Annotated in this window: 17 protein-coding genes; 12 read left to right on the forward strand and 5 right to left on the reverse strand. The window is 59.1% G+C overall.

The window, feature by feature from the left end; genetic code table 11:
• The first annotated feature begins 14 nt into the window (after positions 1-14).
• The 6 genes from msrB (at position 15) to ACTRW9_RS02595 (ending at position 4544) form a co-directional block, all read left to right on the forward strand.
• Positions 15-419: a peptide-methionine (R)-S-oxide reductase MsrB gene (gene msrB / locus ACTRW9_RS02570; protein WP_442428202.1), complete on the forward strand. Its 405-nt coding sequence runs from the start codon at positions 15-17 to the stop codon at positions 417-419.
• Positions 420-545: 126 nt separating this feature from the next.
• Positions 546-767: a hypothetical protein gene (locus tag ACTRW9_RS02575; RefSeq protein ID WP_442427436.1), complete on the forward strand. Its 222-nt coding sequence runs from the start codon at positions 546-548 to the stop codon at positions 765-767.
• Between the two features lie 15 nt (positions 768-782).
• Complete coding sequence (locus ACTRW9_RS02580; protein WP_442428203.1) at positions 783-1247, forward strand: tRNA (cytidine(34)-2'-O)-methyltransferase; 465 nt, start codon at positions 783-785, stop codon at positions 1245-1247.
• Positions 1248-1477: 230 nt separating this feature from the next.
• A complete protein-coding gene (locus ACTRW9_RS02585) occupies positions 1478-1951 on the forward strand; it encodes a c-type cytochrome (RefSeq protein ID WP_442428204.1) in 474 nt (157 codons plus the stop codon).
• A gap of 39 nt (positions 1952-1990) precedes the next feature.
• Positions 1991-2800, forward strand: coding sequence for a carboxypeptidase-like regulatory domain-containing protein (locus tag ACTRW9_RS02590; RefSeq protein WP_442427439.1), 810 nt, complete (start codon positions 1991-1993; stop codon positions 2798-2800).
• Positions 2801-3098: 298 nt separating this feature from the next.
• Positions 3099-4544, forward strand: coding sequence for an ankyrin repeat domain-containing protein (locus ACTRW9_RS02595; protein WP_442428205.1), 1446 nt, complete (start codon positions 3099-3101; stop codon positions 4542-4544).
• A 4-nt stretch (positions 4545-4548) separates the two neighbouring features.
• On the opposite strand, the gene ACTRW9_RS02600 is transcribed toward ACTRW9_RS02595, so the two are convergent.
• The 3 genes from ACTRW9_RS02600 to ACTRW9_RS02610 all read right to left on the reverse strand — a co-directional run bounded on the left by ACTRW9_RS02600 (position 4549) and on the right by ACTRW9_RS02610 (position 7314).
• Positions 4549-5373, reverse strand: coding sequence for a carboxypeptidase-like regulatory domain-containing protein (locus ACTRW9_RS02600; RefSeq protein WP_442427441.1), 825 nt, complete (start codon positions 5371-5373; stop codon positions 4549-4551).
• A gap of 60 nt (positions 5374-5433) precedes the next feature.
• Complete coding sequence (locus tag ACTRW9_RS02605) at positions 5434-6477, reverse strand: GGDEF domain-containing protein (protein ID WP_442428206.1); 1044 nt, start codon at positions 6475-6477, stop codon at positions 5434-5436.
• 87 nt (positions 6478-6564) lie between these two features.
• On the reverse strand, positions 6565-7314 hold the full coding sequence (locus tag ACTRW9_RS02610) for a formylglycine-generating enzyme family protein (RefSeq protein WP_442428207.1): 750 nt from the start codon (positions 7312-7314) through the stop codon (positions 6565-6567).
• 123 nt (positions 7315-7437) lie between these two features.
• Between ACTRW9_RS02610 and ACTRW9_RS02615 the strand changes: the two genes are divergently transcribed.
• From ACTRW9_RS02615 to ACTRW9_RS02630, 4 genes are all read left to right on the forward strand, one after another.
• A complete protein-coding gene (locus tag ACTRW9_RS02615) occupies positions 7438-7821 on the forward strand; it encodes a tetratricopeptide repeat protein (protein ID WP_442427444.1) in 384 nt (127 codons plus the stop codon).
• Positions 7822-7996: 175 nt separating this feature from the next.
• A complete protein-coding gene (locus tag ACTRW9_RS02620) occupies positions 7997-9538 on the forward strand; it encodes a B12-binding domain-containing radical SAM protein (RefSeq protein WP_442428208.1) in 1542 nt (513 codons plus the stop codon).
• Positions 9539-9550: 12 nt separating this feature from the next.
• The gene (locus ACTRW9_RS02625; protein WP_442428209.1) at positions 9551-11086 is read left to right on the forward strand and encodes a glycosyltransferase; all 1536 of its coding nucleotides are present in this window, start codon (positions 9551-9553) and stop codon (positions 11084-11086) included.
• A complete protein-coding gene (locus tag ACTRW9_RS02630) occupies positions 11087-11641 on the forward strand; it encodes a hypothetical protein (protein WP_442428210.1) in 555 nt (184 codons plus the stop codon).
• Between the two features lie 4 nt (positions 11642-11645).
• Here ACTRW9_RS02630 and ACTRW9_RS02635 read toward each other — a convergent pair whose 3' ends face one another.
• Positions 11646-11852: a hypothetical protein gene (locus ACTRW9_RS02635; RefSeq protein WP_442428211.1), complete on the reverse strand. Its 207-nt coding sequence runs from the start codon at positions 11850-11852 to the stop codon at positions 11646-11648.
• Here ACTRW9_RS02635 and ACTRW9_RS02640 point away from each other — a divergent pair.
• Positions 11833-12429 (forward strand): toxin-antitoxin system YwqK family antitoxin, encoded by a 597-nt coding sequence (locus ACTRW9_RS02640; protein WP_442428212.1) that lies wholly within the window; start codon positions 11833-11835, stop codon positions 12427-12429. The genes ACTRW9_RS02635 and ACTRW9_RS02640 overlap by 20 nt on opposite strands.
• 81 nt (positions 12430-12510) lie before the next feature.
• Positions 12511-13797 (forward strand): GTPase HflX, encoded by a 1287-nt coding sequence (gene hflX / locus ACTRW9_RS02645; protein WP_442427450.1) that lies wholly within the window; start codon positions 12511-12513, stop codon positions 13795-13797.
• Positions 13798-13816: 19 nt separating this feature from the next.
• On the opposite strand, the gene ACTRW9_RS02650 is transcribed toward hflX, so the two are convergent.
• Positions 13817-16000, reverse strand: a complete 2184-nt coding sequence (locus ACTRW9_RS02650) for an ATP-dependent helicase (protein ID WP_442428213.1) — start codon at positions 15998-16000, stop codon at positions 13817-13819.
• Positions 16001-16008: the final 8 nt, after the last annotated feature.

Here is a 16008-nt window from a genome sequence, read left to right on the forward strand (position 1 = left end):
CATGAGTTCCTCTAATGGATAAAATCCAGAAAAGTGATCAGGAATGGAAGGACCAGCTGAGCCCGGAACAGTATCGCATCTGCCGCCAGCACGGCACCGAGCCGGCCTTCACCGGGGAGTACTGGGACACCAAGACCCCCGGCATGTACCACTGCATCTGTTGCGACCAGCCGTTGTTCGAAGCAAACACCAAGTTCGACTCCGGCACCGGCTGGCCGAGTTTTCATTCCCCGCAGGCGGAGGACGCGGTGTCGGAAAAAGAGGACCGGACCCTGTGGATGCGGCGAACCGAGGTGCTGTGCTCGCGATGCGACGCTCATCTGGGGCACGTGTTCAACGACGGCCCCGCGCCGACGGGCCTGCGGTATTGCATCAATTCCGCTTCGCTCAAACACAAACCGTCCGGGTCCGGCGGCTGAAGGATCGAGCGGTTTTCCGACAGGCAGCTCGCATCCCGGCAGTTATCCGTTCCATTCCTTTCGGGTTGTGGTATATATATCGTGGTTTCCACGACGAAATCCCCTCTGCAAGGATGTGAACCCGAAATGCGAATGGACAGGTACAAGATCAAAATGGAAGACATATCACCCTATCCCATAGAACGCTCCGCCGACTGCCAGGAATGGGAGGACGTGCCCCACGAAGAGCTGGAATCCATTCTGGACACGGTGCCGGAGGACAAGGTCCGAACCTTTCTGGGCGTGGTCCGCAACGGCAGTTTCGCCGCCCTGGACGGATACTTCTACCGCATCCGTCCCCGCAGCTGACCCGCACCCCCAGGCATGCCGCACAACCTGAACGTCGTTTTGCTGGAACCGGAGATCCCGTCGAATACGGGGTCCATCGGCCGGTTGTGCCTGGCGACGCAATCCACCCTGCACCTGGTGGAACCGCTCGGCTTCGAAATCACGGACAGCCGACTGAAACGGGCCGGGCTGGATTACTGGCAACACCTGGATGTGGTGCGGCACGCCCACTGGAACGCATTTCTGCAAACCCTGCCCCCCAACGCCCCTTGCATCTTTTTCTCCAAAAAAGCGAAAAGACTGTATTCCGAGCACCAGTACCAGCCGGGCAGTTACCTGATCTTCGGCAAGGAAACGCTGGGATTGCCGGAAGAATTGATCGACGCTCACCCGGAAACCGCCGTGCGCGTCCCGCAATACGATGACCGCGTGCGGTCGCTGAACCTGTCGAATGTCGTCTCCATTGCCGTGTACGAAGCCCTGCGCCAGCTCGGCTACTGACCTCTCACTCCCCCCACTTCCTTTTATCTCCGCTTTTTCATTTCTTTTCTGACCGTACTTCACGGTCATCCGTTCACCACATTAACCGTCCCTAATTAAAAAGTTTTAAGCCCGCCTTAAGGGTCTCTTAATTTTCACCTTCTATATTGAAAGGTGAAAAGGACACTCGACGCAACAAAGGGAGTTCGCAAAAAGTCACAGATCATTCACCCACAGGAAAGGAATCGATCATGCTTTCTCACCGACCCCGTTTGAAACGGACTGAGGGAACCCGGGCAACGACGGTGCTGGCTCTGCTGACGCTGGGCCTGATGCTGACCGCCGCCCCGGCGCTTGCGGCCAAGGACTGTCCGCAACCGCGCAAGACCAAAACCGCTCCGTCCAAGTTTCAGAAAATGGAGATTCCTAAAAACGCCAGCGCCCAGAACGGAGAATCCCTGTTCCAGAAATCCGCCAAGCCGATGGCCTGCAAAATGTGCCACGGAGACAAAGGCGACGGCAAGGGGCCCCTGGGCAAGGCGCTGAAACCGGCTCCGCGCAATTTCACCTGCGCCAAAACGATGAATGACATTTCGCCGGGGCAGATGTTCTGGGTCATTAAAAACGGTTCTCCCGGCACCGGTATGGTGGCCCACGGAAAACAACTGAGCGACAAGCAAATCTGGGACCTGGTGAAGTACATCAATACGTCCCTTGCAAAATAAACCGCAATGCCAACCCGCTTCCAAAGAGGAGGTGTCATCATGAAGACCCAAATGCTTCCGACACTCGCCGGAGCGATGGCGCTCTGGCTCGCCACCGGAACCGGCCTCGCGCAGGCAAAAGGCTATGAGGCCATTGACGTGAAAAACGGCGGCACGCTGACCGGCACCGTGCTGTTCAAAGGCACGCCTCCGGACCCGATCATGGAGGACTTGTCCAAGGGCAAGAACGCCGAGTTCTGCGCACAGCACCCCGACGCCACGAAGGACGGAATGCGTCCACGGCAGAAGGTGCAGGTGACCGACGGCAAACTGAACGGCGCCGTCGTGTTCATTCAAAACATTGACAAGGGCAAGGACTGGAACGCAGAAATCATCCAGTTCGATTTCAAGGACTGCGACATCTTCCCGAAGGTGTCTGTCGTCCGCCGCCCCCCGCGCGGAGTTCGTGAAGGCCTCGTGCAGATCGTCAACCAGGATCCGGATATCCTGCACAACCCGCACGGCTATGCAGTGAAGGGCGCACAGAGGAAAACGCTGTTCAACAAACCGCTGCCGAGCAAGGGAGACGTGGCCGATGTCACCAAGAACCTGATGCGCATGCGGCCGGGACGCGACCAGCATTTCTTCCTGCAGTGCGACCAGCACAACTTCATGGAAGCCGATGCGCGCGTGGTGTGGAATCCGTACTACGCAGTCACCGGCAAGGATGGTGCGTTCACGCTGGATCAGGTTCCTGCAGGCACCTACAAAATCACCGCGTGGCATCCTTACGTCGGTGAGGTAACGAAGGAGGTGACCGTCGGCGCTGACGGAACCGCGAATCTGGACTTCGAGTTGACATCGAAGTGAGTCACCTCCCTTGAACCTCCCTGGTGCGGCGCCGGGCTTCGGTCCGGCGTCGCCTTCCCCTTTTATTCCAGATTCCCCACGAGATGCCTGTTCAAAACAATGGTTGAATCAACCGGATCGAAGGAGTATAACTCGGGACAGAAGTGATCGCGGTTGATTCACCCGTTGAGACACTCGTATGATATCCCGCCTCTTTATCCGACGTCGGTCCCATCTTTTTGTTTTGATCCTGTGTTCCACCTTGCTTGCCTGCGGACCTTCTTCGGAACGCAAGGACGGCGGAATTCCCCCCGAAGCCGTGAAGGAACTGATCCAGTACGCCCGAGCCGGGGATATTGCCCAAATGGACATGTGGGTGGCCGGACACGGCAAGGACCCTGACGCACTGGCGGTGGCCCTTCTCGCAGCGGTGGAAGCCGACGCGCGCAGTGCGGCTTCGTGGCTGGTCAACCGCGGCGCTCCCGCTACGGCTTCCGATTCCAACGGTTTCACCGCCCTCATGCACGCCTCCCTCAATGGCAACGCCGAGCTGGCAACCTCCCTGATCCAACTGGGAGCCGATCCCCTTGCGCGGGATCATGACGGGCGCACGGTCTTGATGAGCGCGGTTGCCGGTGGCAATCACCATCTCGTACAGACCCTTTTCCCCCTGAAAGTCGATCCCAACCACCGCGACCAGTTCGGCTTCACTCCCCTCATGTGGGCCGCCACCATGGGCGACCCGGCCATGGTGAAATTGTTGATCGACCACAAGGCCGAGGTGGATCTTCGCGACCGCAACGGGTATTCGGCTTTATGGCTGGCCGCCATGCGCGATCAATCGGAAATCGTGTACTTGCTTCTGGACCACGGTGCCAAAGCCAGCGTGCGAAACAACGACGGCTTCACCCTGCTCATGGATGCGGCCGTCGGTGGCAAAATGGACATCCTTCCCGTTCTTCTTCAGCATGGTGCCAACATCAATGCGACGGATTCGTTCGGCCGCACCGCGCTCATCGACACCGCCTACCGCGGCCGTCAGGATATGGTCCGCCTCCTTTTAGAACACGGTGCGGATGTCAACCTGAAGGACCACGATGGATTGACCGCTTTGATGGCCGCATCCCTTCGCGGCGACGCGGAAACGGTACAAACTTTACTGGACAAGAAAGCCGACGTGCACGCCAGCGACCGCTTCGGCAGGACCGCGCTGGCGGGAGCCGTGCGAGGGGAACACCAACCGGTGGTCCGCCTTCTCGTCGAATACGGGGCGGATGTTAACACACGTGACGAACAGGCCATGACACCGCTGAAGATCGCCGCCTCACGCGGACACCTCGGGCTGGTGCGGTGGCTGCTGGACCACGGGGCCACGCCCCGGTTCGGGAAGAACGAGCCGTTCACTCCGCTCAACAGTGCCGCATTCGGAGGAAACCTCGAGATCGTCAAACTCTTTCTCAGCAAGGGGGCCGACGTCAACCAGGCGGACAGCCGCGGCCTGACACCGCTGATCAGCGCCGCCTTCGGCAATCATGGAGATACGGTCCGCCTGCTGTTGAATAAGGGCGCGAAAGTCAATCAACAAGCGGACAATGGCTGGACCGCTCTCATGAGCGCCGCGTTTGAAGGCAACCGCGAGATCGTGCAACTGCTTCTGGAACGGGGAGCCAATCCGCAAGCGCGCACACAGGATGGATGGACCGCCGCCCAAAGCGCCCGCCTGGGCGGACATACCGAACTGGAAAAACTCCTGGCGGCGGGATAAAACGTTACTTCTCGTATTTCAGATTGCGGCTTCCTTTGGGGTTGTAAACGTACATCAGGAGAAGAGCCCAGTTGCCCTGCGTGTAGCCGGTCGTCCCCCCCTCCGTGGCAAGCCGTGTGGGATCGAATTCAAACTTCGCATAGTGCCGCCCGTCACGGGTCCGCACGTAAAACACCCCGCCCGGCTTGTCAAAATCCATCGACAGATTTTCAGCGTACCCTTCCGGCGGAGCGCGGTCGGTGAAAACCAGGAAATCGCTTTCCACTTCCAGTTCAGGGCCGGAGACAAATTGCAGCCCACCCCCACCGGTTACCGCCAGCCGGATGTGATTCCAATCCGTCCTCGATCCAAACATGGGAAACACATCCGCCTCTTCGGGATCCAAAGCGCGTCGTCCATCCTTGAAGGACCACCCGAACGGCTGATGGTTTTCCACCCCGATCCGCATGAGACCGGATTTCACCGGGTGGCGGACGGGATCTTTCCGTTTGATTTTGATGACGGCGGTGGATTCGCTTTCATACCAGTGTATGAACGGGACGTATCCCTCACGGGTGGCCTGAAGCTTGGCGCTGTCCGCACCTTCGTATTCCAGCCGGAACCTCCCCTGGGCGTCGGTCCGCGTATCGTAAACCGTGGGGTGATCCCACACAATGCTGTCGCGGCTGATCTTCCAGCCGTACTGCCGAGTCTGAACCCGCACATCGGATACCGGCTCGCGGGTATCGTAATCGACCACCGTGCCTTCGATGCTATGCTCGCCGGAACAGGCGGCCAGAGTCATAGCCGGAACCAGAAACAGGAAATTGATTACGCGTAGGGTTTTCATAGACTGCACCCGGCGATGGAATCATGAAGGGCCGCAAGCTTTTTTCAGGATCGATTGATTTTAGCTGCTGGCAACGCGGTTTTTTCCCTGAAGCTTGGCCCGTTCCAACGCGCCTTCCGCTCGTTTGAACAATGTTGTTTTCGTATCGCCTTCCTTAGCCTGTGCAAGTCCGGCACTGACGGTCACACGCACGCGGTTTCCAAACTTGTCGTTGATGTCGTTCATCAGGTGCGTCCGCACGGTCTCGACGCGATCACGCAGGCGCTCGGCGGCACCCCGCACATTCTTGTACGAGGAATTATGAAACAGGACGGCAAACCGGTCCTGCGTGTACCGGTACACAAAATCCGACTGCCGCACTCCGTCACGGATCACCGCCGCCACACTGCACAATGCGTTGTTCGCCGCTTCCGCCCCGTACTTGTTCTGTATCGATAGGAAATCATCGATGTCGAACAAGGCGAGAAAAAACGGTTCCCGCGTTTTGTGAAAGGCTTTTAAATTCTCTTCGATTTTGATGTCGTAGGCCGACCGGTTCAGGACCCGGGTCAATCCGTCCAGAACAACCTGTCCCTGCGTGTCGGCACGCTCCTGCAGGGTCAGGCAATGCTGGTGCAGACGTTCGACCTCCTGCCGCACGATGCCGAACCGCTGCTGAATCTGTTCGGTGACGTCCAGCATCCTGTCGCGGATGGCTAGGGTGTGCCGCAGTTCGCGCGCATCTTCCAGCTCGTCGATGATTTTTTCCAGGCCCTGATCGAGTCTGCTTCCCTTGCCGAACATCGATGTGAGAGACCGGGCCAGGGCGCGGATGATCTCCACCAATCCGGCCCTTTCCAGCAGCCGCAAGTCGGTGTTCCTTTTTAAAAAATCAAAGCCCTGCTCGAGCTCCTTTTGCAGCGGAGCATCGAGACCCGGAGCCACCGGCGGCAGCCGGTTTTTCAGCAGATCCAGCTTATCGTGCAGGTCGTGATCCTGGGGCAGGCCCCGCGCGGTTCCTTCCACAAACACACGCAACAGGGCCAACAGGGATTCAACGTCCTCCGGGGTCACGGTGCCGCCACCGCGCAGTTTGAAAGAAGGCTGTTCGGATTGAGTTCCCATTCTCACCTGAAACGACAATTTATCTTCATTTCGATTGTACCAGATTGGGAACCCGGTCAGCGCGGGGAACCATTCTTGGTTCAGGCCTTATGGCGTTTTTGGGGCATCCATGGCACAACGGAACCCGAAATTGGAATTACGCAGGTGTGGCTCCGACCAGAACCGGGTGGCGCTCATCTGGTGACGCGCGCCGGAATACCACGATCCGCCGCGCAATGTTTTTTCCGTTCCGGTCTCGGGCCCCTGCGGGTTGGCGGGGGGACTGCGTTCGTAATAGGTTTTGTCGTACCAGTCGGACACCCACTCCCAGACGTTGCCGGACATGTCGTAGAGACCGAACGCATTGGGCTTTTTCTGGCCGACCGGGTGTGTGGTCTCGTCCGAATTGTCCTCGAACCAGACATACTCCCCGCTGTGTTCGTCGCCCCAGAAATACACGGTCTGCGTGCCCGCACGGGCGGCTTTTTCCCACTCCGCTTCGCTGGGCAGGCGTTTGCCCACCTGTTTGCAGTAGGCGCTGGCTTCCAGCCAGGTGACCTGGTCGGCAGGATGATTTTCTCCCTCGAATTTCGAAGGGTTGGCCCCGCGAATGGCCACGTACTCTTTTTGCGTCACCTCAAATTTGTCGAGAAAAAATCCATCCACGAACACTTTGTGAGGGTATTTGTTGCTGGCTCCTTCCAGACCCATGGTGTACGTCCCCGGCGGGATGTACACCATGCCTGCCGGAGGTTGCAGTGGGTCCTCCGCGCGGACCAGCCCCGGATGAAAGGCGACCCATGCCGCCGTCATACACCACACGGCCACAAGGGCCCGCTTGAATACTCCGAATTTCATTTTCATTCCTTCAACCAATAAAATTTTCAGTAAAACGAATCGATGTCCGATGCATCCTAACATTATATAAACCCGAACGCACGACGACATATTTCCTACACGAACTGGGTGAAGAAGGAATCCATGGGACTTCTCGACTGGCTTAAAACAGACAAGATCAAGGAATGCCAGGAACGCCTGCGGCACCATCCGGAAAACCCGCGCCTGCATTTCGAGCTGGGCGTGGAATACGAACGGCTGGGTAAAAACCAGGAGGCGCTGGCGGCGTTTCAGGAAACGGTGCGCCTCGATGAAGGCTCGGCGGAAGCGCATTTCAACCTCGGTTGCCTGTACGAAAAGGTGGGCGACGGCAGGAACGCCATCGTGCACATGATCAAGGCGGGCAACCTGTTCGCGCAGAGAAACGCGCCCGTTCAGAAAGAAACCGCCCGCACCAAAACACAGGAGCTGTACCACAAGTTCAAACTCGATCCCGGCGAGTTTGCCCCCGGCAACAGCAAAAGCTGAACCCCTGTAAAATCCCCTTTTAGCGCAACCCGGTCCTCCCCCCTCCCGGTGGCCGCCGTTCTTCCCGCCGACCCCGTCCTTCTGGCTCACGATTCGCTTGAGATGGGGATTTATCCTGTTACACTGAAAAGACAGCCGTTCACACACTCCGCCCGCAGTCGGGACCGCTTTTTTTATGAAAATTTGCCTGATCGAGCCATCCAAATTCGTATCGCTGACGAACTTCGTCTCGACCATCAGCATGCCGCCCATCGGCCTGGCCTACATCGCCGCCGCCCTGCGAGAGGCGGGCCACGAGGTGGCCGTGGTGGACGGACCCGGCTCCGCGCCGCGCAAGTTTTTCGAGTTCCGGGGCATAAACATCCGCGGCCTGGAAAACGCCGAGATCATTGAGCGCATTCCTGAGGACGCCGATGTCATCGGCCTCGGTTGTATGTTCAGTTCCAACTGGGTGTACGTGCGCGACCTGGTGAAAGGCATCCGTGACCGTTTTCCCCACAAACGCCTTCTCATGGGCGGCGAACATGTCACCGGCTTTCCCGAATTTTCCCTGGAACAGGCTCCGCTCGATGCGGTGGTGCTGGGCGAAGGCGAAGAAATCATCGTCCGTCTGCTGGACCGCTGGCAGGAAAACAAACCGATTGACGACCTCGCGGGCATCGCGTTTCGCCAACCCGATGGCACCATCCAGACCAACCCGCGTCACAACCGCATCCGCGACATCGACTCCATTCCCTGGCCGGCGTGGGACCTGTTCGACATCGAGCAGTACAACACCGTCAACCAGCCGCACGGCGCCTCGCAGGGCCGCTTCATGCCCATGCTGGCGACACGCGGATGCCCGTTCCAGTGCACCTTCTGCACCAGCCCGCACATGTGGACGACGGAGTGGACGGCGCGCGACCACAAAAACGTGGTCGATGAAATGCAGACATACATGGAACGCTACGGCGTCACCGATTTCCAGTTCGAGGACCTCACCGCCATCGTGCGCCGCGACTGGATGCACGCCTTCTGCGACGAGGTGCTGGCACGCGGCATGAAAATCACGTTCCAGATGCCGTCGGGCACGCGCAGCGAGGCCATCGACTACAACCTCGCAAAAAAACTGAAGGCGGCAGGATGCCACGAGTTTGCTTTCGCCCCGGAATCCGGCGACCCGGAAGTGCTGCAGGCGATCAAGAAGAAGGTCGATCTCGACAAGATGTTCCATTCCGCGGGCGAGGCGCTCAAGGCGGGCATCAACGTCGGCTGCTTCTTCATCATCGGTTTTCCCGAGGACACGTACAAAAGCGTGTTCAGAACCTACGCCGCCATGATCAAGTGCGCCATGCTCGGATTCACCAACGTGAACCTGAACGCCTACTCACCGCAACCGAACACCGAGTCGTTCAACCAGCTTCGCGAAGACGGCAGAATCCCCGAGCTCGACGACGACTACCTGATGAGCCTGTTCACGTTCCAGGATTTCGGCGCACGCAAGACGTCGTACAACCCGCGCTTCGGTCACCGCGAGTTGTCGTTCCTGGTGATTTTCGGGCAAGGCCTGTTTTATGTGTTCTATTTTCTGCGCAAGCCGGTGCGGATCTATTACCTGTTCCGCGATTTCTTCTCCGACCGCGCCGCCAACAAGAGCAACAAGATGGTGAAGTCGATGCTCAAGGACGCCTTCAGCCTGTTCAAGGCGCGGCTCGGCCGCCTGTTCAAAATCGCATGAGGAACCTGCCCGATGGATGTGGTGGACGCCCTGCGTGAGCGCGAACGCGCGCGCATGCATTACTGGGACCGCAAGGATTACTTCATCCCGCACCGCCTGAAATGGCGGGCGCACATGGCGCGCCACCTGTTCCATCTCCTGCCCGGCGAATCGATTCTCGATCTCGGTTGCGGCGACGGGCGCTGGACCCGCGAGATCGCCGAACTGCACGACCACAAACACCCCGTCACCGCGGCGACCTTCAACCCCGATTACTTTGATGAACTCAACGCGAACAAACCGGAGAACGTCGAGCCGGTCCTGCTGAACGAATTCCCCGGTCCGCTCGCGGGACGCAAATTCGACACCGTGGTCGCGTGGCACATGCTTCCCAACCCAAACTACGGCGCGTTTCTGCACGAAACGCGCAAACTGTTGAAACCCGGCGGCCGCTTCCTGCTGTTCGAGCCCAACCCGTGGAACCCGTATTCGCAACTGCGCCGCCTGGTCACGCGCCTCATCCCGTTCGTCAAACTGCGAGAAGAAGGACCGCGCTTCAACCGCATCGAGATGATGTCGATCCTCTCGGAAATCGGCTTCACCGGAATCCGCATTCTTCCCTACGATTTTCTGTTTCCCCCCCTGCCGAAAGCCCTGTTGTGGCCGGTACAGAATCTGAGTCTCATCCTGGAAAACATGCCCTACGTGCGCAACTTCGCGGGCGAGTTGTATCTCAACGGACAGAATCCCGCGCCGGAAGACTGGAAGCGTCCGTATGTCCCGCTCACCGAACACGCGTCGCTCAAGGGCCGGGTGTCGGTGGTGGTGCCGTGCCACAATGAAGAAGCGAACCTGAAACCGTTGGTGGCCAACCTGACGGGTTACTTTGACGACTACATCCAGGAGATCGTGCTGGTCGACGACAACAGCACCGACCGCACGGCGGAGGTGGGAGAAGCGTTGCATGCACAGGACCCGCGAGTGCGGCTGGTGAGGCGCACGCCACCAAACGGGGTGGGCCGGGCGCTGCGCGACGGACTCGCCGCCGCTCAAGGCAATTACGTACTGCTCATGGATTGCGATTTCCAGCATATCCTGCCGGAGTTGACGGGGCTGTTCGACGCAGTGGTCCATGACGCGGACGTGGCCATCGGTTCCCGTTTCTCACGCGACAGCGTTCTGCTCAATTACGCGTTCACCAAGATCCTCGCAAACCGCGCGTTTCACCTGCTGGCGCGCATCCTGTTCCGCAAGTACCTGCGCGACCTCACCAACAACCTCAAGCTGATGAAACGCGAGGTGGCGCAAAACCTTCAGCTGGAAGCGCACGATTTTGCCGCCAATGCCGAAACGGGGCTGCAACCGCTCCTGCTCGGGTACAAGGTGGAGGAAGTGCCCATCTCGTGGATCAACCGCTCAGTGGACATGGGCTTCTCCAGCTTCAACCTGCACAAGACCGGACCCAATTACCTGAAAGTGTTCCTCCGCCTGTTCTGGCGGCAGTGGCGCGGCAAATCCATCACCCTGCCCGTCGAACCCTCACCTCAACATCCTGCAACACACAAATAAATGGACCTTCGCTTTCCCTGCCGACGTTTTCTGAAAACGGCGGTGTCTTTCGTGGCCTGGTTCTGGATCGGTGCGTCCCTGCCCGCTTTCGCCAACGGGGACGATCACGACCATGAATCCGGCGATTCGTTCCTGGAGGAAGTGAGCGACGCACTGGGCGTGCTTTCCCTTTGGGGCCTTGTTCTGCTGAATGCGCTCTGGTATTACCACATGGGGGTTCGCAAACTGCCCCGCAGTGTGCGCGAGGCGCTTCCGGATTTTGTCGTCCGCAAGCCGGTGCAATGGAAAGTGCGCTGGCGCAATTACCACTACTGGGGCAATCCGGTGATGCTCGGACTGAGCTACCTGCACGGCTGGTGGGCGGAGGACAGCAACTGCGTGCTGTGGGCGGGGTGGGGCCTGATCGGTGTGCTGTGTCTGTCGGGTCTCGCCATGAAACTGCAGGGAGCCGACCAGCCCGGTGCGAAGGTCACGCGCCTGCTTCACACCCAGCACACGCTGTCGGTGGTGATGGTCGTCCTGTTGTGGGTCGGTCACCTGTTCGCCGACGATTGAGGCGTCATTCCTTCGGAGTGTCCGGTTTGAACAGGCCGGTGATAAAATAGACGAGGTAGGGAATCAACACGCCGAACACCAGCAGGCCCCAGGTGAGACCGCTTTCGCCGTACTTGAGTTCCAGCGACTGGATGGGACCGCGCCAGGCCCACACGGCGTAGACCGCACCCCCCGCAACCAGCAGGATGATCTTGATTCGCTTCGCTTTCATGCCCGCCTCCCTCGCCACCACCTTGTTGTGGCTCTCGGTGGCGTGTCCCGTCCCGGCGTCAGCCGAACGGGAAACCGTCGTTCAATCCTATCCCAACGGCGCGGTGCATTTCGAGATCCAAATCGATGAAAACCGGTTCCGCCAAGGCTGGACACGCGAGTTCCGCAGGGACGGGTCGCTCATGAGCGAGTACATGTATGAACACGGCGTGAAACAGGGGCTGGCCCGTTTTTATTATGACAGCGGCGAACTGATGACCGTGTGGGTGTACGAGAACGGCCAGCGGCACGGCCAGAGCATCGGCTACTTCAAGAACGGGGCGGTGAAGGACCGCGGGTTTTACCAGAACGACCTTCTGCACGGTCCGGTGACGCTGTACCATCCCGACGGCACGGTGAAGGCGCAACTCGAATTCAAGGAAGGCCGCCGCCACGGCGAGAGCAAAACGTATTACGAAGACGGGCAGGTGCAGTTCGTGTACCGCCACGATAACGACCGGATGCTGGAAAGCGAACATTACGGCCGCGACGGGCAACTGCTTGAAAAGCAATACTATCCACACCCCGGAGGGCGCTGACCGGTTTCAAACGAATTTTCCAGGCCGGGAGCTTTGCAATTGTTTGGCACGGCCTCGGGTGCCGCGATATAATGGGGGTGAATGAAGCCTGTCTATTTTGATACACAGAAAGTGAACAACCACCAGCCCCGCGCCATCCTCGTCGGCGTGGAGACGAACCAGGGCTCGGGTCCCCCGGTCGGCGACTCGCTGGACGAGTTGTCCGGGCTCGCCACCACGGCGCATTACGATCCCGTCGCCCACCTCACCCAGCGGCTGGCCACGATCCACCCAAAAACCTATCTCGGCAGCGGCAAGGTGGAAGAACTGCACCAGGCAGTGAAGCACCACGATGCGGAGATCGTCATCTTCGACGAAAACCTGTCGCCTGCACAGACACGCAACCTGGAAAACCTGCTCAAGTGCAACGTGGTGGACCGGTCGTGGATCATCCTCGAAATCTTCAGCGACCACGCGCGCACCAGCGAGGCGAAAACCCAGGTGGAGCTGGCGCGGTTGAAATACTCATTACCACGATTGACACGGATGTGGGGTCATTTGTCGCGCCAGCGCGGCGGCATCGGCATGCGCGACGTGGGTGAAACGCAGATCCAGCTGGACCGGCGCATGATCCGCGACCAGATTTCCAAACTCACGAAGAAGCTCAACCGCATTCACAAGGAAAAACAGACGCAGAGAAAAAGCCGGCAGACCACCTACCAGGTCGCGCTGGTGGGCTATACCAACGTCGGCAAATCGACGCTGATGAACTGTTTGACGGGCGCGGACACGCTGGTCGAGAACAAACTGTTCGCCACGCTGGACGCCACCGTGCGCAAGGTAAAAAAGAATTTCCCGTACCCGATCCTGCTTGCCGACACCGTCGGGCTCATCGACAAACTGCCGCACGATCTGGTCGCGTCGTTCAAAAGCACGCTGGACGAAGTGCGCAATGCGGACCTGCTGGTGCACGTCATCGACATCAGCCACCCGCATTACCGCCGGCAGATGGCGACGGCGGAGAACGTGCTCAACGAGCTCGGCATGCACGACACCCCCACCGTGAACGTGTTCAACAAAATCGACCGTATCGAAAACGCGCAGGACGTGGAAGAGATGCGGCGGTTGTATCCGGATGCGGTGTTCGTGTCCTGTCGGAAGGAAGTGGGACTGGACGACCTGCGCCACGCCATCGTGCACCACTACGAAGCGCGGCTGGTGCCCTACCAGGTGGAGCTCGACTACACGCGCTCGGACCTCATTCCCGAAATCCGCAAGCACGCGCTGGTGGTGGACGAGCGCTACCACGACGAGACCATGACGCTCGACCTGCGCATCTGGCCGCACCACAAGGCCCGCCTGATGGAACTGTTGAACGGCTACGCCTGAAGCAGACCGCCTTTTAAATTCAAACCACGATGAGGTTGGCGTGGGCGACGACGAGTTTTTTCTTTCCCGCCTTTTTGAAAAACACCACCACCTTCATGTCGTCGTCACTGCCTTCGCGGTTGACCACCACGCCGGAGCCGAACTTCGGATGCAGGACTTTCGTGCCGACGGCGAACCCGGTGTCGGTGGCGGGCGGCGATGCGCCCGCGGGCAGTGACCACTCGTCACCGCCGTTTTTTGACGCGTAGGATGAAGAATAGGAAGACGATGTCGTCATTGCGGGGGCGCTTGACTCCATCGTCATCACCTCGCGCGGAATGGCATTGATGAAATCGGAGGGCTGGTAGGTGAAGGTGCTTCCGTAAATGCGCCGCCTGCGCGCATTGCTGACCATCAGCCGCTTGCGCGCGCGGGTGAAGCCGACGTAACACAACCGCCGCTCCTCTTCATACTCGTCGTTGCTCGACAGGGAACTGGCGTGCGGCAGGAGCCCGTTCTCGAAACCGATGATGCAAACCGAGTCGAACTCCAGTCCCTTGCAGGTGTGGAGTGTCATCAGCGCCAGCACACCGCGGCTGTCGTCCAGGTTGTCGAGGTCGGCGACCAGCGTGGTGGTGTCGAGGAACTCCCGCAACGAGCCTTTGCGGTCGATGTCCACGAACTGTTCGACGGCGGAATACAACTCGTTCAGGTTCTCCAGCCGGCCTTTCGCCTCCTGCGTGTTCTCTTTCTGCAGGGCCGTGAGGTAACCTGTTTTTTCGAACACTTCCTTCAACAGGTCGACCGCCGAGTGATCTTCCACCACCTGCTGAAAGCGGTCCATCATGGCGACAAACTGCGCGATTTTTTTGGCCGGGCCCGTTCCCACAATCCCCCCTGCCTTGCGGAACCCTTCCATCAACGTCAGGTGGTGTTCGCCGCAGTACGCCTCCACCTTGTCTACAGAGGCCTTGCCGATGCCACGAACCGGCGTGTTGACGATGCGCTTGAGGGACACGGAGTCGTTGGGATTGAGGATCACGCGCAGGTAACTCAGGATGTCCTTGATCTCCTTGCGTTCGTAAAACTTGAGGCCGCCGATCACCTGGTAGGTCACGCCCAGGTGGCGAAGCTGGTCCTCCAGCACCCGCGACTGCGCGTTGGTGCGGTAGAGGATGGCGATGTCGTTGAGCGAGGCACCGTCCTGCACCCACTGGTGGATGCGTTCGCACACCGCGCGGGCTTCGTCGATTTCATCCTCGGCGCGGTAATACAAAATGGGCTCGCCCGACTCGTTGCGCGTCCACAAGTTCTTCTCGCGGCGCGCCGCATTCTGCCTCACCACCGCTCCGGCCGCGTTCAGGATGGTCTGCGTCGAGCGGTAGTTCTCTTCCAGCTTGATGACGGTGGTTCCGGGAAAATCCCTCTCGAAATGCAGGAGGTTTTCCAGGTTGGCGCCGCGCCAGCGGTAAATACTCTGGTCGTCGTCGCCCACCACGCACACGTTGTGATGCGCCCGCGACAGCAGTTGAATGAGATGGTACTGCGTGAGGTTGGTGTCCTGAAATTCATCGACCAGGATGTAGCGGAAGCGGTCGTTGTAGTGATCGCACAGCTCTTTGTTCGTCTTGAACAGTTTCACCGTCATCATCAGCAGGTCGTCGAAATCGAGGGCGTTGTTTTCCTTGAGGGCATTCTGGTAGTGCGGGTACACGTGCGCCGCCTTCAGCTTGTGGCCGTAGGGCAGGGCGTCGAGCTTGATGTGTTCCGGCAACTGGTAATCGTTTTTGAATCCGCTGATGTGGTTCAGGATGGTTTTGGGAGGAAACGCCTCTTCATTCACCTCCGCCGCCTTCATGCATTTCTTGACCAGCGACAACTGGTCCTGCGCATCGTAGATCACGAAATCTTTCGTGTAACCGGGAAACTCCATGTGCTGGCGCAGGAGGCGCAGGCACAGCGAGTGGAAGGTGCTGATCCAGGGCGCGCGGCCGCCGTCGCCCATCTGGCCCAGCACGCGTTCGCGCATTTCACCCGCCGCCTTGTTGGTGAAGGTGATGGCCAGGATGTTCTCCGGCGCGATGCCTTTGTCGCGGATCATGTGCAGGATGCGGAATGTGATGGCGCGGGTCTTGCCTGACCCGGCGCCTGCAACCAGCATGAGCGGACCTTCCGTGTGCCGGACGGCCTGCAGTTGTTGCGGATTGAGTTCGTTGGTATCCATGTAACAAA

Source organism: Nitrospina sp. 32_T5 (assembly GCF_052156635.1).
Lineage (GTDB): Bacteria > Nitrospinota > Nitrospinia > Nitrospinales > Nitrospinaceae > Nitrospina.